At 53.5% G+C, this 21,180-nt stretch carries 20 protein-coding genes; 7 read left to right on the top strand and 13 right to left on the bottom strand.

Annotated elements, in window-relative coordinates:
- Positions 1 to 33: 33 nt before the first annotated feature.
- Positions 34 to 2,184: a primosomal protein N' gene (locus AB9F26_RS01970; protein WP_369767214.1), complete on the bottom strand. Its 2,151-nt coding sequence runs from the start codon at positions 2,182 to 2,184 to the stop codon at positions 34 to 36.
- A 185-nt stretch (positions 2,185 to 2,369) separates the two neighbouring features.
- Here AB9F26_RS01970 and fsa point away from each other — a divergent pair, with 185 nt between their 5' ends.
- The 4 genes from fsa (at position 2,370) to AB9F26_RS01950 (ending at position 5,625) form a co-directional block, all read left to right on the top strand.
- Complete coding sequence (fsa, locus tag AB9F26_RS01965) at positions 2,370 to 3,023, top strand: fructose-6-phosphate aldolase (RefSeq protein ID WP_039001514.1); 654 nt, start codon at positions 2,370 to 2,372, stop codon at positions 3,021 to 3,023.
- Between the two features lie 228 nt (positions 3,024 to 3,251).
- On the top strand, positions 3,252 to 3,956 hold the full coding sequence (locus tag AB9F26_RS01960) for a DUF484 family protein (RefSeq protein WP_369767158.1): 705 nt from the start codon (positions 3,252 to 3,254) through the stop codon (positions 3,954 to 3,956).
- On the top strand, positions 3,953 to 4,873 hold the full coding sequence (locus tag AB9F26_RS01955) for a tyrosine recombinase XerC (RefSeq protein ID WP_335585318.1): 921 nt from the start codon (positions 3,953 to 3,955) through the stop codon (positions 4,871 to 4,873). The genes AB9F26_RS01960 and AB9F26_RS01955 overlap by 4 nt, the downstream gene beginning before the upstream one ends.
- Positions 4,874 to 4,923: 50 nt before the next feature.
- A complete protein-coding gene (locus AB9F26_RS01950; RefSeq protein WP_039001546.1) occupies positions 4,924 to 5,625 on the top strand; it encodes a phosphatidylcholine/phosphatidylserine synthase in 702 nt (233 codons plus the stop codon).
- Here AB9F26_RS01950 and AB9F26_RS01945 read toward each other — a convergent pair.
- Both AB9F26_RS01945 and ileS read right to left on the bottom strand, forming a co-directional pair.
- Entirely contained in the window at positions 5,618 to 6,073 is a 456-nt protein-coding gene (locus tag AB9F26_RS01945; RefSeq protein ID WP_369767157.1) for a methylated-DNA--[protein]-cysteine S-methyltransferase, read from the bottom strand. The two genes, AB9F26_RS01950 and AB9F26_RS01945, sit on opposite strands and share 8 nt — an antisense overlap.
- Positions 6,074 to 6,129: 56 nt before the next feature.
- Positions 6,130 to 9,033, bottom strand: a complete 2,904-nt coding sequence (gene ileS, locus AB9F26_RS01940; protein ID WP_369767156.1) for an isoleucine--tRNA ligase — start codon at positions 9,031 to 9,033, stop codon at positions 6,130 to 6,132.
- 250 nt (positions 9,034 to 9,283) lie between these two features.
- Here ileS and AB9F26_RS01935 point away from each other — a divergent pair, with 250 nt between their 5' ends.
- Positions 9,284 to 9,700, top strand: coding sequence for a group III truncated hemoglobin (locus tag AB9F26_RS01935; RefSeq protein WP_369755026.1), 417 nt, complete (start codon positions 9,284 to 9,286; stop codon positions 9,698 to 9,700).
- On the opposite strand, the gene AB9F26_RS01930 is transcribed toward AB9F26_RS01935, so the two are convergent.
- Both AB9F26_RS01930 and AB9F26_RS01925 read right to left on the bottom strand, forming a co-directional pair.
- Positions 9,697 to 10,704, bottom strand: coding sequence for a YcjF family protein (locus AB9F26_RS01930; protein ID WP_369755027.1), 1,008 nt, complete (start codon positions 10,702 to 10,704; stop codon positions 9,697 to 9,699). The two genes, AB9F26_RS01935 and AB9F26_RS01930, sit on opposite strands and share 4 nt — an antisense overlap.
- A complete protein-coding gene (locus tag AB9F26_RS01925) occupies positions 10,701 to 12,116 on the bottom strand; it encodes a YcjX family protein (protein WP_369767155.1) in 1,416 nt (471 codons plus the stop codon). The genes AB9F26_RS01930 and AB9F26_RS01925 overlap by 4 nt, the downstream gene beginning before the upstream one ends.
- A 115-nt stretch (positions 12,117 to 12,231) precedes the next feature.
- Here AB9F26_RS01925 and truA point away from each other — a divergent pair, with 115 nt between their 5' ends.
- Both truA and pth read left to right on the top strand, forming a co-directional pair.
- Positions 12,232 to 13,035, top strand: coding sequence for a tRNA pseudouridine(38-40) synthase TruA (truA, locus tag AB9F26_RS01920; protein WP_369767154.1), 804 nt, complete (start codon positions 12,232 to 12,234; stop codon positions 13,033 to 13,035).
- Positions 13,032 to 13,718, top strand: coding sequence for an aminoacyl-tRNA hydrolase (gene pth / locus AB9F26_RS01915; RefSeq protein ID WP_369767153.1), 687 nt, complete (start codon positions 13,032 to 13,034; stop codon positions 13,716 to 13,718). Before truA ends, pth begins: the two co-directional genes overlap by 4 nt.
- Positions 13,719 to 13,720: 2 nt before the next feature.
- On the opposite strand, the gene trpB is transcribed toward pth, so the two are convergent.
- The 8 genes from trpB to metK all read right to left on the bottom strand — a co-directional run bounded on the left by trpB (position 13,721) and on the right by metK (position 21,179).
- Positions 13,721 to 14,956 carry a tryptophan synthase subunit beta gene (gene trpB, locus AB9F26_RS01910; RefSeq protein ID WP_369767152.1) on the bottom strand — a complete coding sequence of 412 codons (1,236 nt, stop codon included), beginning with the start codon at positions 14,954 to 14,956 and terminating at the stop codon, positions 13,721 to 13,723.
- A complete protein-coding gene (locus AB9F26_RS01905) occupies positions 14,949 to 15,647 on the bottom strand; it encodes a phosphoribosylanthranilate isomerase (RefSeq protein WP_335585309.1) in 699 nt (232 codons plus the stop codon). Before AB9F26_RS01905 ends, trpB begins: the two co-directional genes overlap by 8 nt.
- A gap of 9 nt (positions 15,648 to 15,656) precedes the next feature.
- Complete coding sequence (locus AB9F26_RS01900; RefSeq protein WP_369767151.1) at positions 15,657 to 16,016, bottom strand: lipopolysaccharide assembly protein LapA domain-containing protein; 360 nt, start codon at positions 16,014 to 16,016, stop codon at positions 15,657 to 15,659.
- Positions 16,017 to 16,020: 4 nt separating this feature from the next.
- Positions 16,021 to 16,302 carry an integration host factor subunit beta gene (gene ihfB / locus AB9F26_RS01895; RefSeq protein WP_039001524.1) on the bottom strand — a complete coding sequence of 94 codons (282 nt, stop codon included), beginning with the start codon at positions 16,300 to 16,302 and terminating at the stop codon, positions 16,021 to 16,023.
- Between the two features lie 284 nt (positions 16,303 to 16,586).
- Complete coding sequence (gene rpsA / locus AB9F26_RS01890; protein WP_335585307.1) at positions 16,587 to 18,263, bottom strand: 30S ribosomal protein S1; 1,677 nt, start codon at positions 18,261 to 18,263, stop codon at positions 16,587 to 16,589.
- A gap of 225 nt (positions 18,264 to 18,488) precedes the next feature.
- Complete coding sequence (locus AB9F26_RS01885) at positions 18,489 to 19,106, bottom strand: d(CMP) kinase (protein ID WP_369767150.1); 618 nt, start codon at positions 19,104 to 19,106, stop codon at positions 18,489 to 18,491.
- Positions 19,107 to 19,190: 84 nt separating this feature from the next.
- Positions 19,191 to 19,937: a tRNA (guanosine(46)-N(7))-methyltransferase TrmB gene (locus AB9F26_RS01880; RefSeq protein ID WP_369767149.1), complete on the bottom strand. Its 747-nt coding sequence runs from the start codon at positions 19,935 to 19,937 to the stop codon at positions 19,191 to 19,193.
- Between the two features lie 69 nt (positions 19,938 to 20,006).
- Complete coding sequence (metK, locus tag AB9F26_RS01875) at positions 20,007 to 21,179, bottom strand: methionine adenosyltransferase (protein WP_335585304.1); 1,173 nt, start codon at positions 21,177 to 21,179, stop codon at positions 20,007 to 20,009.
- Between the last annotated feature and the right edge of the window lies 1 nt (position 21,180).

Raw genomic sequence — 21,180 nt, 5'->3', positions numbered from 1 at the left:
CTACGCAGAAATTTGCGCCAAGGGAAGCAAAGTTTAAAAAAAGTTCTGCGGATCAATGTCGACCGAAAGGCGCAGGGTGTTTGGGATTTTAAATTGCGCAATCCACTTTGTCAGTGCCTTTTGCAGCGGTACATTTTTTGGGGCTTTCACCAAAAGGCGCACGCGATGGCGGCCACGGACGCGGGCAATTGGCGCTGGTGCTGGGCCGAAAACTTGCGCGCCAATGGCCCGCAATGGCCCGTCTAAACGCGCCATTTCCCCTCCCAAATCAAACACTTCTTGTATATCGGTTGAGGATAAAACAATTCCCGCCATACGCCCATAGGGCGGCACGCCCGCCTCCATACGTTCCGCCGCTTCTGCCCGCCAAAACTGTTCTTCTTCACCCGACAAAATTGCCCGAATAACAGGATGCTCCGGTTGAAACGTTTGCAAAAGCGCTGTGCCTTTTTTCGCCGCGCGTCCTGCCCGTCCAGACACCTGTCGCATCAATTGAAAACTGCGTTCGGCGGCGCGCAGGTCGCTTCCCTGAAGGCCCAGATCCGCGTCAATAACTCCGACCAAAGTGAGGTTCGGGAAGTTATGCCCCTTGGCCACAAGCTGCGTGCCAATAACGATATCCGCGCCCCCTTGGGCAATCGACACAATTTGCTCTTTCAAGGCGCGGGCTGAACTAAACAAATCGCTCGACAATACCGCCACGCGGGCGTCGGGGAAAAGTTCGTTCACTTCTTCTGCTAAGCGCTCAACACCGGGCCCGACAGGCGCAAGTTTTCCCTCAACCTTGCAACTTGGACATTCAATCGGCATCGGCTTGGTCTCGCCACACTGATGGCACACCAGACGCTTTTGAAAACGGTGCTCCACCATGCGGGCGTCGCAAAAATCGCATCCGATTTGCTCGCCACAAGCCCGACACAGAGTCGTTGGCGCATAGCCACGACGGTTGATGAAAAGCAACGCTTGCTCCCCTGCATCAACGCGCATTTGCACTGCGGCTTTTAACGTCGGCGAAATCCAGTGATTGCTTGCCAACTTCTCACTGCGCATATCAATCGCACGCATTTCAGGCAGTTGCGCTTCACCAAACCGGCTGGAGAGATCAAGACGTTTATACTTGCCCGCCTCCGCGTTGGCCCAAGTTTCAAGGCTAGGGGTAGCCGACGCCAAAACAACTTCCGCTGCACAATATGTGGCCCGCAAAACCGCCATATCGCGGGCCGAATACAAAACGCCTTCTTCCTGTTTATAGGACGTGTCGTGCTCTTCATCGACAACGATCAACCCGAGGTCGCGAAAGGGCAAAAACAGCGCTGAGCGCGCTCCGACAACCAACTCGGCCCCGCCCGCCCCGACCATCCGCCAAACACGACGGCGCTCGGTCATGGTAACGCCGGAATGCCACTCAGCAGGTTTCGCACCAAAGCGTTTTTCAACCCGCGTCAAGAACTCTGCCGTCAAAGCAATCTCGGGCAAAAGGACCAAAGCTTGCCGCCCCAAGCGCAAACATTCTGCGACCGCCTCAAGATAAACTTCGGTTTTCCCCGATCCGGTCACACCCTTCAAAAGCACCGTCGAATAGGCCCGATCCGCCACGCCCTCGCGCAATTCAAGCGCCGCGCCATTTTGATCGCCCTCAAGCGCGACACCGCTAAAGTCATGCCGCAACAGTGGAAATGGCACGTCGCGTGGCGTGTCTTCTTCGCGCACAGCCCCCTGTTTTGCAAGGCCTTTTACAACCGACGACGTTACCCCTGCCATGTCGGCCAATTCCTTGAGCGTAAAGGACATGTCGCCATAATCCTCTAGCACAGCCAATACTTTTTCCCGCGCGGGCGTCATGCGGTCGGGTGTTCCAGTCCCCATGCGAAAGATTTTACGCATCGATGGCGGATCAAAAAGCCCCGGCGCACGGGTTGCCAGCCGAACCATTTGGGACAAAGGCGTTAAGGTATATTCCGCCGACCGCACAAGAAACTCGCGCATATCTTTTCCCATTGGAGGAACATCCAATACACGACTCACAGAGCGGATTTTCGACGGATCAAACCGCCCTTCTCCTTTGCCCCACACAACGCCCAACACTTTGCGTGGCCCCAAAGGCACCTCGACAAAATCGCCCGTGTTGCATCCGCCCTCTGGTGATTTATAATCCAAGAACCGATCAATCGGTTGGGTGGTCATCACGGCAACCTGCGCGCCGCGCGCGAATTCTTGCCCTTCGTCAGACGCAAAATCAGGCTCGCCACCAAAATCAGCCCCAAAGCCAAACTGATCAGACATGTTTCGCCCCCTTTTGGGGTTCCAGCAAAGTCTGAGTTGAGGTACATAGGCGCCGGATAGAGCCCAACCTAACTAGGAATACTCTCATGAAATTCTTTGTAGATACCGCAGACGTCGCCGCCATTGCCGAACTAAACGACCTTGGCATGGTAGATGGGGTTACAACAAACCCCTCCCTCATTATGAAATCCGGACGCAATATTCTGGAAGTCACAAAAGAAATCTGCGACATGATCGACGGTCCGGTTTCAGCCGAAGTCGTTGCCCTTGAGGCCGACGAAATGATCGCTGAAGGCCGCAAACTAGCCGAGATCGCAGAAAACATCTGTGTCAAAGTTCCTCTTACTTGGGCCGGCTTGAAAACATGTAAGACGCTTAGCGATGCAGGCACCAAAGTCAATGTCACTTTGTGCTTCTCCGCTAACCAAGCCCTGCTCGCAGCAAAAGCTGGTGCCACATTCATTTCGCCCTTCATTGGTCGTTTGGATGACATCAACATCGATGGTTTGGACGTGATCGCGGACATCCGCACAATCTATGACAACTACGCGTTTGAGACTGAAATTCTGGCGGCCTCAATTCGCTCCGTCAACCACATGAAAGATTGCGCCCTTCTGGGAGCCGACGTTTGCACGGCCCCTCCTGGCGTTATCTTGAAAATGGCTGACCACGTTCTTACGGATGCAGGCCTCGCAGCTTTCATGGCTGACTGGGCGAAAACAGGTCAAAAAATCCTGTAATCCTACGAACTAAATTACAACAAACAGCCTCTGTGAAAGCAGGGGCTGTTTTGCTTTGTGCCCCTAAGCGTACATTCGCACAGAAATTCAATTCTGCTCAAAAACCTGATGCAATGAATCCCCCCCCATGTTAGAAAAGAGCAAGCAGGCGGTACAATTCAGCGCATTTAGACGGAAAAATCCGCGAAATGTGCAAGTACCATATAAAAACAAAAACGAGGCAGGCACTTGAGCAACGCGATTTTGCAAGAAGATCTCCGTGAAAAAATAATGACGGACCCCGAGTTCATTCTTGAGGACAAAGACGTCATGCGCGCCCTTGTGGCGGCCAACGAAAAGGCCCTTGGCGGCAATATCGTGGATTTGCGCGGGATCGCGATGGACCGCTTAGAGGCCCGTCTTGACCGCCTCGAAGACACACACCGCTCCGTCATCGCAGCGGCCTATGAAAATCTCGCAGGTACCAATCAAGTGCACCGCGCGGTTCTTAAACTGTTGGACCCCACAGATTTTGAAGCCTTCCTTCAAGAACTCGGAACGGGCATCGCCGAAATCCTGCGGGTTGATGCCGTGCGCCTTGTTTTGGAAAGCGTTCAAAAAGGCGAAGATCCCGTCGTCAAAAAGCTTGGCCATATTTTAACCGTCGCTGAACCGGGTTTCGTTGACACATACCTCAAAGCGGGCCGCCAATCCGAACCGCGTCCTGTAACTTTACGTCAGTATCGCCCAGCGGATGACGAAATCTATGGTACGGGTTCTGAATATATCCGGTCCGAAGCGGCCCTTAAGTTGGACTTTGGCAATGGCCGCCTCCCAGGGTTGCTGCTTCTGGGGTCAGAAGACCCACATATGTTCAAATCGGACCAAGGCACTGACCTTTTAGCGTTTTTTGCGGGAACTTTTGAACGTGCAATGGCGCGTTGGCTGTCATGACATCCGTTTCGCCAGCCGCCAGCGCTTTGCTGTCTGGGTGGCTTGAAATGAAGCAATCCGTTCAAGGATTGTCAGAAAACACGATATCAGCCTATCAAGCAGACCTCCTATGCTTTTTCGCATTTATGGGGGAACGTTTTGGTACAGACCTCGGCGTCGCCCCCCTAAAAAGGATTTCGATCCAAGACATGCGCGCCTGGCTTGCCCGTGAACGAGGCCGCGGAATTGCGCCGCGCTCCCTCGCCCGCGAACTTTCCGCCGTCAAAAGTTTCTACAACTGGTTTGCAGAACGCGACGGATTTGACGCCACTGCCATCCTTGCGACCCGTGCGCCAAAATTCCAACAAAAACTACCGCGCCCCGTTGAAAAAGAGGCCGCGCGCGCCCTTCTTGAAACCATCGCTTATCAAAGCGAAAAACCTTGGGTCGCTCAAAGGGATACCGCAGTCTTAACACTCCTCTATGGCTGTGGGCTGCGGATTTCCGAAGCACTCTCGCTCAAGGGAAGCGACTCCCCGCTTTCCAGCAGCCTGCGCATTATCGGCAAGGGCGACAAAGAGCGCGTCGTCCCCGTTTTGCCCGTAGCCCAAGCCGCAGTCGCCGCCTATGTCGCGGATTGCCCCTATGAGTTGACCGCGAAATCGCCACTGTTTTTCGCGGTACGTGGTGGCGCACTCACGCCGCGTACGGTCCAAAAAGCGATGGCAGCAGCAAGAATGCAGCTTGGCCTTCCAGCAAGTGCAACGCCACATGCTTTGCGCCACTCCTTCGCTACGCATCTGTTAAGTGCTGGTGGTGATCTGCGGACAATCCAAGAACTTTTGGGCCACGCCTCCCTTTCTACGACCCAAACTTACACGGCGGTGGACACAGCAAGATTGATGGAAGTCTATGAGCGGTCCCACCCGCGCGCCTAGCCAAAGTTTTGCCCCATTGCATGGCGGCCAATTTTGAGCCATTAAACCTCATGTCCAAAGAACTTCGCGCTTATGCCGTCCATCTCTTAACCGCAACTGGTGCGGTTTTCGCAATGCTTGCCCTTTTGGCAGCGGCCGATCAGGCATGGAGCCAAATGTTCCTGTGGCTTGTCGTTGCGTTTTTTGTGGATGGGATCGATGGACCTTTAGCGCGGCACACTGACGTCAAAACAAACGCCCCCCAGATCGACGGCGTGCTCCTCGACCTCATTATCGACTACCTCACCTATGTCTTTATTCCGGCATTTGCCCTCTTTAAATCAGGTCTCTTACCGGGGTGGACAGGGTGGATTGCCATCATCGTGATCACCTTCACCAGTGCTCTGTATTTTGCTGATACGCGCATGAAAACCAAGGATAATTCCTTCTCTGGATTTCCGGGATGTTGGAATATGGTGGTCTTGGTGTTCTTCGCGGTTACCCCGAATTTTTGGGTCATGCTTGCGATTATCGTCGTGCTCGCCGTCGCAATGTTTGCACCGCTCAAATTCATCCATCCAGTGCGTACAGAACGCTGGCGCAACCTGTCGCTTCCCATTGCTTTGGCTTGGACATGTTTTGCTGGCTGGGCCGCGTGGGTGCGCTTTGAGCCGCACGATTTTGCGCTTTGGGGGCTGATCGTCACCTCCCTCTATCTGCTGGGTGCAGGCATTGCCCAAGAGATTATTCCCGAGCGCAAGACGGCTAAATAAGCAATCCAGCCGCGCCCTCATGTATCAAAAGTTTCACTTTGGTCTCGACGGCACCCTCACCGGAAAAGCCCCCTAATCCCTGTGCCCCAAGGACACGATGGCAAGGGATGATAACGGGTATGGAGTTGGTTCCACAGGCATTGCCAACAGCTTGCGCAGAGGCGCCAATATCTTTGGCTATCTCACCATAAGTCCGCGTTTCCCCGTAGGGAATAGCGCGCATCGCCGCGTTCACTTTTTGCTGAAAAGCGCTGCCTGAAGGGCGCAAAGGAAGGTCAAATCCCGCCTTTCCCCCATCGAAATACGCAGAAAGCTGATCTGCCGCGCGCTTTGAAACATCTGTACTCGGCGCGGGAGCTTGGCTGTGCCACGTCAAACGAATGATCGCGCCCTCGTCCTCAATAAGTCCAAAGGTACCCATGGAAGTAAGGACACTGGATTCGATCATGGCTTCGCCCCCAAACGAAATTGCCCGCCACAGTTTCCTGCAGCGGGCAAATTGAACTAGCTCAGTGCCGCATCGCAACGGCCACAAACACCTTCGTGCTTGTGCTTCCCAACATCAGGAAGCGTTTTCCAACACCGTTGGCATTTCACACCCTCGGCAAGTTCAAACACAACGCCAACACCTTCGATTTCGGGAAGGCGGAAGGCCTCGTCTGGCAGCGGATCATTGGTCAGCGAAACTGCCGACGTGATGCAAATATCCTCGAACGGCAACTCTTGAAGCGCCTTCAAGACATTAGCGTCCCGAACGTGAACCGTGGGCGCCGCTTCAAGGCTCGCACCGATAACTTTGTCCTGCCTCTGAATTTCAAGCGCAGCAGTCACAACACGACGGGCCTTACGCACCCCGTCCCATTTGGCCGCCAATGGCTCGTTCAACCAATCCGCAGGTGTTTCAGGAAAGTCCATCAAATGCACTGAACTGTCCTCACCAGGGAAGCGTTCAAGCCAAACTTCTTCCATCGTAAAGATCAAAATTGGCGCAAGCCACGTCGTCAGGCGATGGAACAAAATGTCCAAAACCGTCCGCGCAGCCCGACGCTGTACCGTGTCTCCATCGCAATAAAGCGCGTCTTTGCGAATGTCGAAATAGAACGCCGAAAGATCGAGCGTTGAAAAGGTAAAGACCGCTTGGAATACACCTTGGAAATCAAACGCCGCATAACCTTTGCGAACCTCGTGGTCCAACTCGGCCAAACGGTGCAAAATCAACTGCTCCAACTCGGGCATGTCCGCGGGATCCATGCGATCCGCTTCGGTGAATTCCGCTAACGATCCCAGCATGTAGCGCATGGTATTGCGCAAACGACGATAGCTGTCAGACACGCCTTTCAGGATTTCAGGACCGATACGTTGATCAGAGGTATAATCGACCTGAGCAACCCAAAGACGTAGGATATCAGCGCCGTATTGTTGGATGATTTTTTCAGGCACAATCGTGTTGCCGATGGATTTGGACATCTTCATGCCCTTTTCGTCCAAGGTCATGCCGTGCGTGACAACATTGCGATAGGGCGCGCGCCCATTGGTGCCGCAGCTTTGCAAAAGTGAGCTGTGGAACCAGCCGCGATGCTGGTCTGTACCCTCTAGATAAACATCTGCAATGCCATCCTCGGTACCATCTTCACGGTCCCGAAGTACGAAGGCGTGTGTAGAGCCCGAGTCAAACCAAACATCAAGAATATCAAATACTTGATCGAAGTCTTCTGGGTTTTGCAAACCGCCGAGAATCCGGTCTTTGGAGCCATCAGCATACCAAGCATCCGCCCCTTCGGCCTCAAATATCTCAACAATCCGTGCGTTCACAGCAGGATCCCGCAAAAGGAAGTTCTCATCCGTAGGCAAGGCACCTTTGCGCGTGAAACACGTCAGAGGTACACCCCAAGCGCGCTGCCGCGAAAGGACCCAATCAGGGCGAGACTTGATCATCGAATGCAGGCGGTTGCGACCCGATTGGGGCGTCCACTTCACATTGTCGATCTCGGTGAGGGCTCGTTCGCGGATGGTTTTACCATGCGTGTCTTTGCCGTCGCCGATTTCCCGATCAATCGCCGCAAACCACTGTGGCGTGTTGCGGAAAATGATGGGCGCTTTTGAACGCCACGAGTGTGGGTAGCTATGCGTAATCCGGCTGCGGGCAATCAACCCGCCAGCTTCAACCAGTTTATCGATAACTGTGCTGTTAGCTTTGCCCTCTTTGCCTTTTTGATCAAAGACTTGAAGACCCGCGAACAAGGGAACATGTGGCAAAAACTGGCTTTCTTCGCCAACATTATGGGTCATGCGGTCGAGCCAATTGCGCTTAACGAAACATTCATAGTCATCAGCACCGTGGCTTGGGGCCGTGTGAACAAACCCCGTCCCAGCATCGTCCGTAACGTGATCCCCATCAATGACCGGAACGTCGTAATCCCAGAAACCATTCGCGCCTTCAAAACCGGCCAATGGATGGCTACAAGTAATGCCAGCAAGCTCGGATGCACTCACCTCACGCACACGCGTGAACTCGGTTGCGCGGGCTTTGGTCAGAACTTCAGAGGCAAGGTCGTCGGCCAAAAGATAGAGATCACCCGCCGCCGTCCAGCTTTCTTCTTCGGTGGCTTCAACGCGATACAGCCCATAGGCAATGGTCGGGTTATAGGCGATAGCCTTGTTCGACGGAATCGTCCAAGGCGTCGTGGTCCAGATAACGATACGCGCATCGGCAAGATCATCGCCCCCAGAACGTACTTTAAACGCCACCCAAATCGCATGACTTTTGTGATCGTGGTATTCGATCTCGGCTTCAGCCAACGCGGTTTTCTCAACCGGCGACCACATCACGGGTTTTGACCCTTGATAGAGCGTACCGTTCATTAGGAACTTCATGAAGTCCTCGGCGATCACGCGCTCGGCGTGGAAATCCATCGTCAGATAGGGCTTATCCCACGTTCCGGTAATGCCCAGTCGCTTGAACTCATCACGCTGAATATCAACCCATCCCTGCGCGAACTTACGACATTCGGCACGGAAGTCGTTGATTGGAACTTCGTCCTTGTTCTTACCCTTTTGGCGATATTGCTCTTCAATCTTCCATTCAATCGGAAGTCCGTGGCAATCCCAACCCGGAATGTAACGCGCATCAAAGCCCATCATCTGGTGGCTGCGCACGATCACATCTTTAATGGTCTTGTTCAACGCGTGACCAATATGCAGGTGGCCGTTGGCATAGGGAGGGCCATCGTGGAGCGTAAAAGGCGTACGGCCCTTTTTCTCGCGCAACTGGCTGTAAACATTAAGTTTATCCCATTTCTCAAGCCATTCCGGCTCGCGTTTGGGAAGCCCCGCGCGCATTGGAAAATCGGTTTTGGGCAGGTTTAAAGTAGATTTGTAGTTCAGAGTCTCGGGCGTATCGGCGCACATATCTGCGGTCCTTAAACGGGGAATTTGAATTCAGTGGGCGGCGCGCGTTGCAGGCGCCTTGTCCCGGCGGCTCATCGTCAGAGCGCCGGGCAAATAATTCGTATAAGGGGTAAGTGAAACATCCTCATACGGCCTTATAGTTCGACGTTCCAACGGGGTCTAGTGCAATGGGAACCTCTCGTCTCCCTGCGACATTTACGTGGTTGCGTGCACTTCTCAAAGGCGTATCACTAATGCGAAGGGATACCACATGGCTTCCAAGCTCGCCCGTTTTGACATCACACCAGACGAAATTGCCCGCGTGGTAGCCGCGTTCTATTTCCGCATTCGTGCGCATGACGTTCTGGGGCCTATTTTTATCGGCCGCTTAGGAACTTCCACCGAGGTTTGGCAACCCCACGAAGCAAAAATCGCCGCGTTCTGGAACAATGCAATCCTGTTTGATCGCGCGTATTCTGGCAATCCGATGCAGGTTCATATGGGCGTGCCCGAAATCAAACCAGAACACTTCGCCCTATGGTTGGAGCTTTTTGACAACGTCTTGGAAAAAGAATTGAAGCCGGAAACCGCACAGGCTTTTTCCGCCCTCGCCCACCGAATTGGCCGCGGATTGCGCATGGGCATCCAAGCCGTCAGACAACCAAAAGACGGACCTCCGATCTTTTAGCTGTCTGCTGTGTCGCCATTTTTTTTCCCGGAAAACAAGCCAGCCATAGCCCGCTGAACCAGCGTCGTCACGCGTGGACGCTTCTGCGTGACAAAGGGCATTGGCCGACAGACCTCAAGCGCCGCAACACCGACCCGCGCCGTAAGAGCTCCATTAATAATCCCCTCACCAAATCGGCGCGACACTTTTGACATCACACCGCCGCCCGCAATCGATCCAATCAAATCATCCCCGACGGCAACGGCTCCCGTCGCAACAAGGTGGCTTAAAACCACTTTGGTCAACCGCCACGACCCAAGTGTTCCCGCACGGCCCCCGTAAATTTCCGCAATCCGTCGGATCATCCGCATATTCATCGTCAACGCGGCGATCACATCCGCAAAAGCCATCGGCACAAAGGCCGTCACGGTCGCAACTTGGCGGGCTGCAGACTGAATTTCCAAAATAGCTTCCGCGTCCAAGGGAGCTAGAATTTTATTCTCGGCCAACGACATAAGGTCAGTGGCATCAAACTGTTCCTCAGCGCGTTCATGAAAGGCCGCGAGTCCCCATTCGGCTTCATGGCGGTTTTTATAAAGTTTTTGCAATTTTGCCGTAAAATGCTTCGCGCGACCGATGTCATGCGAGGCCTGCACTTCAGCCGCCTCTTTTTGCAACGAATCAATCCGCCCCAATCGCAAAAAACCAGCTATTTCGCGCAGGATGACCGCGCACAAAACAGCTAAAAATGCCAAAGCGATCGCAAGCACCGCACTGCCAAGAACTTCATTTCGCGCCAATAAACTCGTGACAAAGTCCCAAACCGCTACCGAAACAAACGCGCCAAGAAGTGCGGCCAGCAATCCCCAGAACAGCGAGCCAATGCGGGAGCGCGGACGTGAGGCAAACCGTGCAGCGCGCTGCATTGTGGCCTCGGAAGTTTCCAATATTATCGGAGCATCGGCGGGAGAAAGTACCTCCTCAACGTCCAGTTCAACGAGGACAGGCTTATCATCTGAGGTCAAAACTGATCTCCAATCAAAAATTCAACGGCCTTGTCGAGACGGATGTGTGGCAAACCTTCACCGGATTTTAACTCAAGAATTGCGGGGTCAAATTGCTGATTTTGAATGGTAAATCCACCCCAATCGGCCTGCCCCATTTGCGCCGCCGAAAGGATGCGTGCCGGATCTTTGGGCAGCGCCCCTGCATAAAACGCAACGGGCTTTGCGTTCTGCGCGATCCGCCCCTGAACACACTCAAGCTTACGTCCCTCATGGTTCAACATGGTCTCGGTCGTGGTTCGTAACGCCGCAATTGCCATTGCCTGTGTTTTGGCCCCTGCGAAATCCGCTCGAGACTTAGCTTGCGCCAAAAGCGCCTGTGTTATCGCGGCAAGTTGCGGATGCTGACTCTGGTGCAAATGGTCCGATTTTGTCGCGACAAAGAGTATCTTTTCCACCCGTTTTCCAGCCAAAAGACCGCTCAGCCAAGCGTTTTTCCCCGGCCTAAAGCCCGACAAAATATCTGCCATTGTTTGTTGCAAATCATCGACGGCCTTTGGCCCACGATGAAGGGCTGCAAGAACATCAACAAGGACAACTTGGCGGTCAATCCGCGCAAAATGGTTCCGAAAGAACGGCCTCATCACTTCTGAACGATAGGCATCATAGCGTCGTTCCATTTCACGCCATAACGACCCTCGCGGCGGTCTTACAACGGGAAGCAGTGGGAAAAACGTCAAAACTGGCGAGCCTTCAAGTTCCCCTGGCAAAACAATCCTCCCCGGCGCGCCACTACTCATGCCCTCGTCGTGCGCAGAACGAGCAAACCGAGCGTAGTCCGCCGCATGCGCCTGTAAGGTGACTTCATCCATGGGTTTCGCCCCATCAACCTGTTCAAGCCGATAAGAAACCTGCGCCCCGATATCCTGTGCCCCCATTCGACCAAGGGCGTCCGCCGACCATTCCCGATAGGATTTTCCCATCAAGGCAAGATCGAGAAGCCACTCGCCCGGATAATCTACGATATCAAGGTGGAACGTTTTAACGCCCCGCAATCCCCCCAACAAACCTGTGGGATTTACGCGGAACGACAGGCGCAACTCGCTGACATTTCGCGTATTTTCGGGCCATTTTGGGGTGTCGCCCGTGAGGGACGCAAGATGCTTCTCATACGGAAACCGAGCGATTGTATCGTCAGGCTGTGGCTGTAAATAGACGGTTTGCAAGCGCCCATTATTCGCGGCAACAAATTGCGGCATGCGTCCGCGCTCAAGCAAGTTTGAAACAAGCGACGTAATAAACACGCTTTTTCCCGCGCGACTCAGGCCCGTCACGCCCAAGCGCACGGTTGGTTCAAACAATGCCTCATTCACGCGTGAGCCGAGGCTTTCTACATCACGTAAAACACTATCGGTAAAATCTGCTAAACCCAATTCATACCCTCAAATTGCTTGCCATACACTTAATCCCTTATAGGCAATTTTCCTAGGGGCCGCGCCAAAAACACGTTCCTGTTGCCATTGTCATCGCAAGAATGTATCGCGGGGGATGCCTCGTTTTGCACTAAAAATTGAATACCAAGGGACACCGTTTTACGGGTGGCAGCGGCAAAAGACGCTCCCTTCCGTACAGCAGGCCATTGAAGATGCTCTTCTGAAAATCGACCCGACCAATAAAGGGATTGCCGCCGCAGGCCGCACCGATGCGGGCGTTCACGCAACTGGCCAAGTCGCGCATTGCGATCTCGCGCGCCAATGGGATTCCTTTCGTCTGGCCGAAGCGTTAAATTATCATCTCAAGCCCAACCCGATTGCAATTGTAAACGCGGCCCCCGTTGCGGATGATTTCCACGCGCGATTTTGGGCGCTAGAACGGCGGTACATGTACCGTCTTATTTCACGCCGAGCCCCTCTGACGTTTGAAGCAGGAAGAATCTGGCGCGTGCCCCACCTCTTGAGTCGGGAAGCGATGCAAGAGGGCGCGAATTACCTGTTGGGAAAACATGATTTCACGACCTTCCGCTCAACTCTGTGCCAAGCCCCTTCGCCCGTTCGCACTCTCGATGAGTTGACCGTCGAGGAAATCCCACTCGCAGACGGTACCGAGTTTCGCTTTCACGTCCGCGCACGCGCATTTTTACATAATCAGGTGCGCAGTTTTGTCGGCACGTTAGAGCGCGTCGGCGGCGGAAGCTGGGCGCCAATTGACGTGAAAACCGCACTCGAAACCCGCAGAAGAGACGTTTGTGGGCCTGTCGCCCCCTCGCAAGGTCTATACTTGCGAGAAGTATGCTATCAAACTGACCCCTTTGCGGGCCACACTGCAGGCGAATCAAACGAGGGAACCCAATGAAACTTTTTGTCGGCCTTGGAAATCCCGGTGCGAGATACGCGCAAAATCGGCATAACATCGGCTTTATGGCGCTGGATGCAATCGCGTCGGATCACGGATTTGTGCCATGGAAGAACAAGTTTCAAGGTTCTGTGAGCGAAGGTAAATTGGGCAGCGAGAAGATTATTCTCCTCAAACCTGAAACCTTCATGAACCTGTCGGGCCAGTCGGTCGGTGAGGCCATGCGCTTTTACAAACTCACACCAGACGACGTGATCGTTTTTCACGACGAACTCGATCTTGTGCCAGGAAAAATTCGGGTAAAACAAGGTGGAGGCCACGCGGGTCACAATGGTTTGCGCTCTATGCATCAACATATTGGCGATACCTATGGACGGGTTCGCATGGGCATCGGCCATCCCGGTCACAAGGATCGCGTTGCGGGATATGTTTTGCACGACTTCGCAAAGGCGGAACAAAACTGGCTTGAGGATGTTCTACGTGGTGTTTGCGATGGGGCCGTTGATCTTGCCAAAGGGGATAGTGGACGTTTTATGAATGCCGTTGCCCTGCGCGTCCAAGCGCCCCGCGAGACGGAAGCGAAGCCAGCGAACAAGCCGCAAAAGACAGCCCCCAAAGAAAAACCCGAGGTGAAAGATACACGCTCGGGTCTTCAAAAACTCGCTGATAGATTCCGCAGCTAAACTTAGTCTGCGTCGCTCATATCAAAACCGAGCGCCTTGGCCACGGTGAAGATATCCTTGTCGCCACGGCCACACATGTTCATCACGATGATGTGGTCTTTTGGCAAAATCGGTGCAATTTTCATGACATGCGCGAGGGCGTGGGAGGGTTCCAAGGCCGGAATGATCCCCTCTAGCGTACAGCAATATTGGAACGCTTCGAGCGCTTCCTTGTCTGTAATCGCAACATATTTGGCACGGCCAATTTCGTGCAGCCAGCTGTGCTCTGGGCCGATTCCGGGATAATCAAGCCCCGCAGAAATCGAGAAGCCTTCAAGGATTTGGCCATCGTCATCCTGAAGCAAATAGGTGCGGTTGCCGTGCAAAACCCCCGGACGGCCACCCGTAAGACTCGCGCAATGCTCCATTTTGTCGTTCACGCCTTTGCCGCCTGCTTCGACGCCGATGATGTTCACGCTTTCATCATCCAAAAACGGATAGAACAAACCAATGGCGTTTGATCCCCCGCCAATAGCGGCGATCAACGTGTCTGGAAGGCGGCCTTCGCCCTCATGTTCTTGCAATTGTTCACGGGTTTCCTTGCCAATGATCGACTGAAAATCACGGACCATGGCAGGATACGGGTGAGGCCCAGCCGCCGTGCCGATACAATAAAACGTGTCGTTCACATTGGTCACCCAGTCGCGCAATGCATCGTTCATCGCATCCTTAAGTGTGCCTCGACCCGACGTTACGGCAATAACTTCAGCTCCAAGAAGGCGCATCCGAAACACGTTTGGCGCTTGGCGTTTCACATCATGCGCGCCCATATAGACGATACATTTGAGGCCAAAACGAGCACAAACCGTCGCCGTGGCAACGCCATGCTGCCCCGCGCCAGTCTCGGCAATAATCCGTGTTTTACCCATCCGCCTTGCGAGCAATATTTGCCCCAAAACGTTGTTAATTTTATGCGCACCCGTGTGGTTAAGCTCATCCCGCTTGAGATAAATCTTCGCGCCACCAAGGTCTTCGGTCATACGTTCGGCAAAATACAGCGGGCTCGGACGGCCAACGTAATGCTTCCACAAATCGTCCATCTGGGCCCAAAACGTTTCGTCCGTCTTTGCGCGCTCATATTCCTCTTCGAGGCTGAGAATCAACGGCATCAACGTCTCGGAAACGAAACGGCCACCAAAATCGCCAAACCGCCCGTTTTCGTCTGGGCCGTTCATAAAACTATTAAAGAGATCATTCATGGTAGTGCTCCTTTTGCGCGGCTTGCACGAAGTCGGCGATCAGTCCTTGGTCCTTGATTCCGGGCGCGGATTCAACCCCTGAGGAGACATCAACTTGACGTGCTCCTGTTAATTTTATCGCCTCGGCCACGTTCTGGGCGGAAAGCCCACCCGCCAACATCCAAGGCTTTGCCCATCTGCGTCCAGCAAGGAGGCGCCAATCAAAAGACATCCCGTTCCCGCCCGGCAAAACCGAACCCGGCGACGGCTTCGCGTCGACAAGGATTAGGTCCACAACGGCCTCATAAGCGGCGAGTTGCTCTAGGTCGTCACGCGTTGCGACTCCAACGGCTTTCATCACTGGAAGGCCGTAGCGCGCCCGAATTTCGGTGACACGCTCTGGTGTTTCGCGGCCATGCAGTTGCAACATATCCAAGGGGACTTTATCCGTGAGCTCATCCAGAAAACTGTCGCTGGCATTAACGGTCAAAGCAACTTTCGCCACTCCGACGGGAACCTCGATTGCCAACGCACGCGCCACATCTATCGACACGTTGCGCGGGGATTTTTCGAAAAAGACAAACCCGATATAGGTCGCGCCCGCCTCAACAGCCGCCGCGATGTCCTCCGCATTGCGAAGGCCACAAATCTTAACGTTCACATCGCTCGCGGATTGCGAAACGACATCTTCTGGGTTTTGAATACGTATCATGAGTAGGGTTTAACGCGTGGCGTTACTATCCTCAAGTAGAGCGAGCACATCATCTTTGTGCTCCCCCTTTTCTTCTTTCAAACGGGCCACTTCAGCCCGCAAACCGTTAAGCTCCTTGCGTGTACGGTTCGCCTCGGCACGTTGCTTATACTCCCGAATCCATTCCCAAACGAATCCGATCAATAATCCCGCAACGATCCCGCCAAAAATGACTATAAAGAGCGGCAACTGCGCTGCATATTGAACACCGAGGAAAGCTGCGAAATCGTTTGGCAGGACTTGAACCGAAACATCGGCACGATTGGCGAGCGCAATTGTAACGAGCACCAGCCCGAGGGCCGCGAGAAACGCATAGCGAAAATAACGCATTGGATTACTTTCCGTTCAAACGGTCTCGGAGACGTTTGCCAGTTTTAAAGAAAGGCACGTGTTTTTCTTCGACGGCAACACTCTCGCCAGTCCGCGGATTGCGACCCGCGCGCGCATCACGCTTCTTAACAGAGAACGCGCCGAAGCCACGCAGTTCAACTCGGTCGCCACGAGACATCGCTTCGATAATCTCTTCGAAAATCGTATTCACGATGCGCTCAACATCTCTTTGATAGAGATGTGGGTTTTCATCGGCAATCTTTTGAATCAGTTCCGAACGGATCATCCGTAGTCCCCCTCGTTGTGGTTATTTGCGCTAGCAGACAGTGTGCGCCGGTTCCCGCAACTATAGGGGTAATTTCTCGTCTGAGAAAGATTTTCCAATGGGTTGTCGGTAAAAAATCGCTCAAGTTTGCGTCCAAAGGTCCGATTTTTCTGAATTTTAACCTAGGGTTGCACGGATTTTTCGAATTTTCCCGCCCTGCAAACTTTTGGGAGCCATTGATTCGCAAAAAAACGGCCCCACCAAAGTGAGGCCGTTTCAAATTCATACATCAATTGATGTGAAGATTATTCGTCGCCTTTAAGCGCCGCACCAAGGATATCACCGAGCGATGCGCCGGAGTCCGAGGAGCCATATTGCTCAACTGCTTCTTTTTCTTCTGCAATCTCACGGGCTTTGATCGACAGACCAAGGCGACGTGTTTTCGCATCAACGTTTGTTACACGAACGTCGAGCTTGTCGCTAACGCTGAAGCGCTCAGGACGTTGCTCTGCACGATCACGCGACAGGTCGGAGCGACGGATGAAGGATTTCGCGCCTTCATATTCGACTTCGATGCCGCCTTCTTCGATCGCAGTCACTTCAACGGTGATGATGGAGCCGCGTTTCACGCCTTCAACTGCACCAGAGAAGCTATCGTCGAGCGCTTTAACGCTCAAGGAGATGCGTTCTTTTTCAACGTCAACTTCGGTGACAACTGCTTTAACAACGTCGCCTTTAACGAAGTCGCCAATAACGTCTTCGCCACGGCCTTCCCATGTCAAATCTGACAGGTGAACCATGCCGTCGATGTCGCCTTCGAGACCGATGAAGAGACCGAATTCAGTGATATTTTTGACTTCACCTTCAACGTTTGTGCCAACAGGGAATTGCTCAGCAAAGACTTCCCATGGGTTGCGCTGTGTTTGCTTGAGGCCAAGCGAAACGCGGCGTTTTGCACTGTCGATTTCCAGAACCATAACTTCGACTTCTTGCGAAGTAGAAACGATTTTGCCTGGGTGTACGTTTTTCTTTGTCCAAGACATTTCAGAAACGTGCACAAGACCTTCAACGCCTGGCTCAAGTTCAACAAACGCGCCATAATCGGTGATGTTTGTTACGCGGCCTTTGTGGACCGACTCAAGTGGGAAGCGTTCTTCAACGAGGGACCATGGATCGTCTTGGAGCTGTTTCATGCCCAAGGAGATACGGTGTGTCTCTTTGTTGATTTTGATAACCTGAACTTTAATTGTTTCACCAATTGTCAGGATTTCGGATGGGTGGTTCACACGACGCCAAGCCATGTCAGTCACGTGAAGCAAGCCGTCTACGCCGCCAAGGTCAACAAAGGCACCGTATTCAGTGATGTTCTTAACCACACCGTCAACCGCATCGCCTTCGGCCAATTTGCCGATAACTTCTGCACGTTGTTCAGCACGTGATTCTTCAAGAATAGCGCGACGCGAAACAACGATGTTACCACGACGACGGTCCATTTTGAGGATTTGGAACGGTTGCTTAAGACCCATCAATGGGCCCGCATCGCGAACGGGGCGCACGTCAACTTGGGAGCCGGGCAAGAAGGCCACTGCACCACCAAGGTCAACTGTGAAGCCACCTTTAACGCGGCTAAAGATTGCGCCTTCAACGCGCTCTTCGTCACCGTATGCTTTTTCGAGGCGATCCCATGCTTCTTCACGGCGAGCTTTGTCGCGCGAGATAACAGCTTCGCCTTTGGCGTTTTCAACACGGTCGAGGAAAACCTCGACAACGTCGCCAACAGCGATTTCGGGAGCTTCGCCTGGATTTGCGAATTCTTTTAGGTCAACGCGGCCTTCCATTTTGTAGCCTACATCGATGATGGCTTGGCCAGCTTCGATTGCGATAACTTTACCTTTGACAACGGAACCCTCTTCGGGTGTGTCAATTTCGAAGCTTTCAGCAAGAAGAGCTTCGAATTCGTCCATAGAATTTATTTGAGCCATGTGGTCTCAGTTTCCTTTACATAGTTTTTTTACGGGCCGTGCGGTTGTCTCCGCCGGTCTTTGGATTACGAATTGGCCGATGCGACGGGTCACCCAACAAAAATAGGCCGGAGTAAATTACCCGACCCTGTATATTCTGCTGCATGGCGATTCCGCCTTATCGACACGCGCTATATAGAAGCATTTCTGCCCGCAGGCAAGGGCTTCGCACATATCAGGGCGCAATTACGCCTGTGACTGGAGTGCCGCTTCTATGGCCGCCACCGCCCGCGCAGTCGCGGCCTCGATGGTCAAATCACTGGTATCGATCAAAACGGCATCCAAGGCCGCGACCAACGGGGCGGTTGCGCGCTCGCTATCCCGTTTATCCCGCGCGATGACATCCGCAAGAACCTCCGAAAGGCTGGTTTCTGCGCCCGTTTGGGAGAATTCTTGAAACCGACGCGCGGCGCGCACTTGCGCACTTGCGGTCACAAACAATTTCACGTCTGCATCTGGGCAAATCACTGTGCCAATATCGCGGCCATCCAAAACGGCCCCCCCGTCGCGCTCAGAGAAACTACGTTGAAACTCTAACAAAGCCGCCCGAACTTCGGGAATAACCGCAATTTCACTGGCCGCATGCGCAACTTCATTGGTGCGTAGGTTTGATTGTTCTAGATCAGACACGGCGAGGGACCGCGCGGCGAAAATCGCCTCATCTCCACCAATAACGCGCGCGCCAACGGCCCGATACAAAAGGCCCGTGTCCAGATGTGCAAAACCAAAATGCGCGGCCACAGCCTTGGAAATCGTTCCCTTCCCCGCCGCTGCAGGCCCGTCAATCGCCACCGTAAATTGCATAAACTACCCGCATTTTTTGTTTCGCCGCTAAATGGTATTACAGCCAGTGGCGTTGAAAGAAAGAAAAATAAACCAAAGTTCGCTTTAGGATGCGTTGCGCTGAAACGTCAGATAATGTGGTTTGCGGCCTTCGCGATAAGCTTTTTGCTCATAGCGCGTAGAAATCCAGTCGTCCCATTTATCCTGCCACGTGGCGGAATCAGGATTGAGCAATGTGAACCCCTGAAGCGGCACTTCTTTGATCGTCTGGCGCACATAATCAGGAATATCCGTCGCCACCCGAAAAATCGCGTTTGGTTTCAACACGCGCGCTAAAGGCGCCAAATGTTCGGGCGTCACAAAGCGGCGGCGATGATGGCGGCGTTTGGGCCATGGGTCTGGATACAACAGAAATGCACGCGAAACCGACGCTTCGGGCAGGACGTCAAACATATGGCGCACATCCCCCGGATGCACGGCGACGTTCTCAACGCCTGCAGTTCGGATTTTCCCCAAAAGCATCGCCACCCCATTGATATAGGGTTCGCAACCGATGATCCCAACGTCCGGATAGGTCACAGCTTGGTGCACCATATGCTCCCCGCCGCCAAACCCGATCTCAAGCCAAACATCGCGCTTGCCAAACAAACCTTCAAGATCAAGGTTCTCGCGATCAGGATTTTCCTCCCACGTCACCTTACCAGGAGAAAGCGAAGCGAGATCTTGCTCAAGATACTCTTCTTGGGAATCGCGTAGGGTTTTCCCTTTGAAACGGCCATAGAAATTGCGCCATGGAGCCCCAGTGGGATGCGAGCCAATGTGATCGGCGTCGTCAGTGTGATCATCATTCATAGAAAAAGGCCCCGAAGCTATGTTGGGGGCCTTTCCTAGTGATTTAATCGCCGCCGTCAAGCAGTGCGCTTAAAGGGCGGATTTAATCGCCTCAATAAGGTCCGTTTTTTCCCAACTAAAGCCGCCGTCCGCATCAGGCGTCCGCCCAAAATGGCCATAGGCCGCTGTGCGTTGATAAATCGGGCGGTTCAATTTCAAGTGTTCGCGAATTCCGCGAGGCGTTAGGTCCATTGCTTTTGCGATGGCAGCCTCAATCGCGGCCTCCTCAACCTTACCAGTTCCATGCGTATCGACATAGATCGACAAGGGACGGGCAACGCCGATGGCATAAGCAAGCTGCAACGTGCATTTTGTCGCGAGTCCCGCAGCCACGACGTTCTTCGCCAAATAACGCGCGGCATAAGCAGCAGAACGATCAACTTTTGTTGGATCTTTGCCAGAAAACGCACCGCCGCCATGGGGGGCCGCGCCGCCATATGTGTCGACAATGATTTTGCGTCCCGTAAGACCCGCATCGCCGTCCGGGCCACCAATGACAAATTTACCTGTAGGATTCACCAGCCATTCTGTTTCGCTGGTTATCCAACCTTCGGGGAGTGTTTCACGAATATAGGGTTCAACAATTGAACGCACATCGTTGGATGTAAGTGTTTCGTCCAAATGCTGCGTCGAGAGCACAATAGACGTCGCGCCGATTGGGCGGCCATCAACATACCGCAACGAAAGTTGAGACTTCATGTCCGGTCCAAGAACCGCCGCGGACCCGACGCCTGACTTACGCTCCTGCGCTAAACGGGCCAAAATGGCGTGCGCGTAGTGAATTGGCGCGGGCATGAGGACCTCGGTTTCATCTACGGCATAACCGAACATGATCCCTTGATCCCCCGCACCTTCTTCTTTGTCATCCGACGCATCTACGCCCATGGAAATATCCACGGACTGCTCATGCAAAAGGTTGGTGACCTCTAGCGTGTCCGCATGAAAACCATTCTGGGTATATCCAATGTCACGAACGCATTCGCGCACGATGTCCTCAACACGGTCAATAACCGCCTGGGGTCCGCGCACTTCGCCCCCAACAACTACACGATTGGTAGTCGCGAATGTTTCGCATGCGACCCGTGCTTCGGGAGCCTGCTCTAGAAATGCGTCCAGAATAGCGTCGGAAATACGATCGCAAACTTTGTCTGGATGCCCCTCAGAAACGGATTCCGAAGTGAATAAGTAGTTTTGTCGTGACATG

The organism is Falsihalocynthiibacter sp. BN13B15 (assembly GCF_041205415.1).
Lineage (GTDB): Bacteria > Pseudomonadota > Alphaproteobacteria > Rhodobacterales > Rhodobacteraceae > Falsihalocynthiibacter > Falsihalocynthiibacter arcticus.
Note: the sequence above shows the minus strand (reverse complement) of the source record. Positions and strands in the feature narration are given on the sequence as shown.

What these genes read in the sequence shown, in the direction of transcription:
- AB9F26_RS01970 (WP_369767214.1), bottom strand. Translation starts at nt 2,184, where the DNA reads ATGACCACCCAACCGATTGATCGGTTCTTGGATTATAAATCACCAGAG.
- fsa (WP_039001514.1), top strand. Translation starts at nt 2,370, where the DNA reads ATGAAATTCTTTGTAGATACCGCAGACGTCGCCGCCATTGCCGAACTA.
- AB9F26_RS01955 (WP_335585318.1), top strand. Translation starts at nt 3,953, where the DNA reads ATGACATCCGTTTCGCCAGCCGCCAGCGCTTTGCTGTCTGGGTGGCTT.
- AB9F26_RS01950 (WP_039001546.1), top strand. Translation starts at nt 4,924, where the DNA reads ATGTCCAAAGAACTTCGCGCTTATGCCGTCCATCTCTTAACCGCAACT.
- AB9F26_RS01945 (WP_369767157.1), bottom strand. Translation starts at nt 6,073, where the DNA reads ATGATCGAATCCAGTGTCCTTACTTCCATGGGTACCTTTGGACTTATT.
- ileS (WP_369767156.1), bottom strand. Translation starts at nt 9,033, where the DNA reads ATGTGCGCCGATACGCCCGAGACTCTGAACTACAAATCTACTTTAAAC.
- AB9F26_RS01935 (WP_369755026.1), top strand. Translation starts at nt 9,284, where the DNA reads ATGGCTTCCAAGCTCGCCCGTTTTGACATCACACCAGACGAAATTGCC.
- truA (WP_369767154.1), top strand. Translation starts at nt 12,232, where the DNA reads ATGCCTCGTTTTGCACTAAAAATTGAATACCAAGGGACACCGTTTTAC.
- pth (WP_369767153.1), top strand. Translation starts at nt 13,032, where the DNA reads ATGAAACTTTTTGTCGGCCTTGGAAATCCCGGTGCGAGATACGCGCAA.
- trpB (WP_369767152.1), bottom strand. Translation starts at nt 14,956, where the DNA reads ATGAATGATCTCTTTAATAGTTTTATGAACGGCCCAGACGAAAACGGG.
- AB9F26_RS01905 (WP_335585309.1), bottom strand. Translation starts at nt 15,647, where the DNA reads ATGATACGTATTCAAAACCCAGAAGATGTCGTTTCGCAATCCGCGAGC.
- AB9F26_RS01900 (WP_369767151.1), bottom strand. Translation starts at nt 16,016, where the DNA reads ATGCGTTATTTTCGCTATGCGTTTCTCGCGGCCCTCGGGCTGGTGCTC.
- ihfB (WP_039001524.1), bottom strand. Translation starts at nt 16,302, where the DNA reads ATGATCCGTTCGGAACTGATTCAAAAGATTGCCGATGAAAACCCACAT.
- rpsA (WP_335585307.1), bottom strand. Translation starts at nt 18,263, where the DNA reads ATGGCTCAAATAAATTCTATGGACGAATTCGAAGCTCTTCTTGCTGAA.
- AB9F26_RS01885 (WP_369767150.1), bottom strand. Translation starts at nt 19,106, where the DNA reads ATGCAATTTACGGTGGCGATTGACGGGCCTGCAGCGGCGGGGAAGGGA.
- AB9F26_RS01880 (WP_369767149.1), bottom strand. Translation starts at nt 19,937, where the DNA reads ATGAATGATGATCACACTGACGACGCCGATCACATTGGCTCGCATCCC.
- metK (WP_335585304.1), bottom strand. Translation starts at nt 21,179, where the DNA reads ATGTCACGACAAAACTACTTATTCACTTCGGAATCCGTTTCTGAGGGG.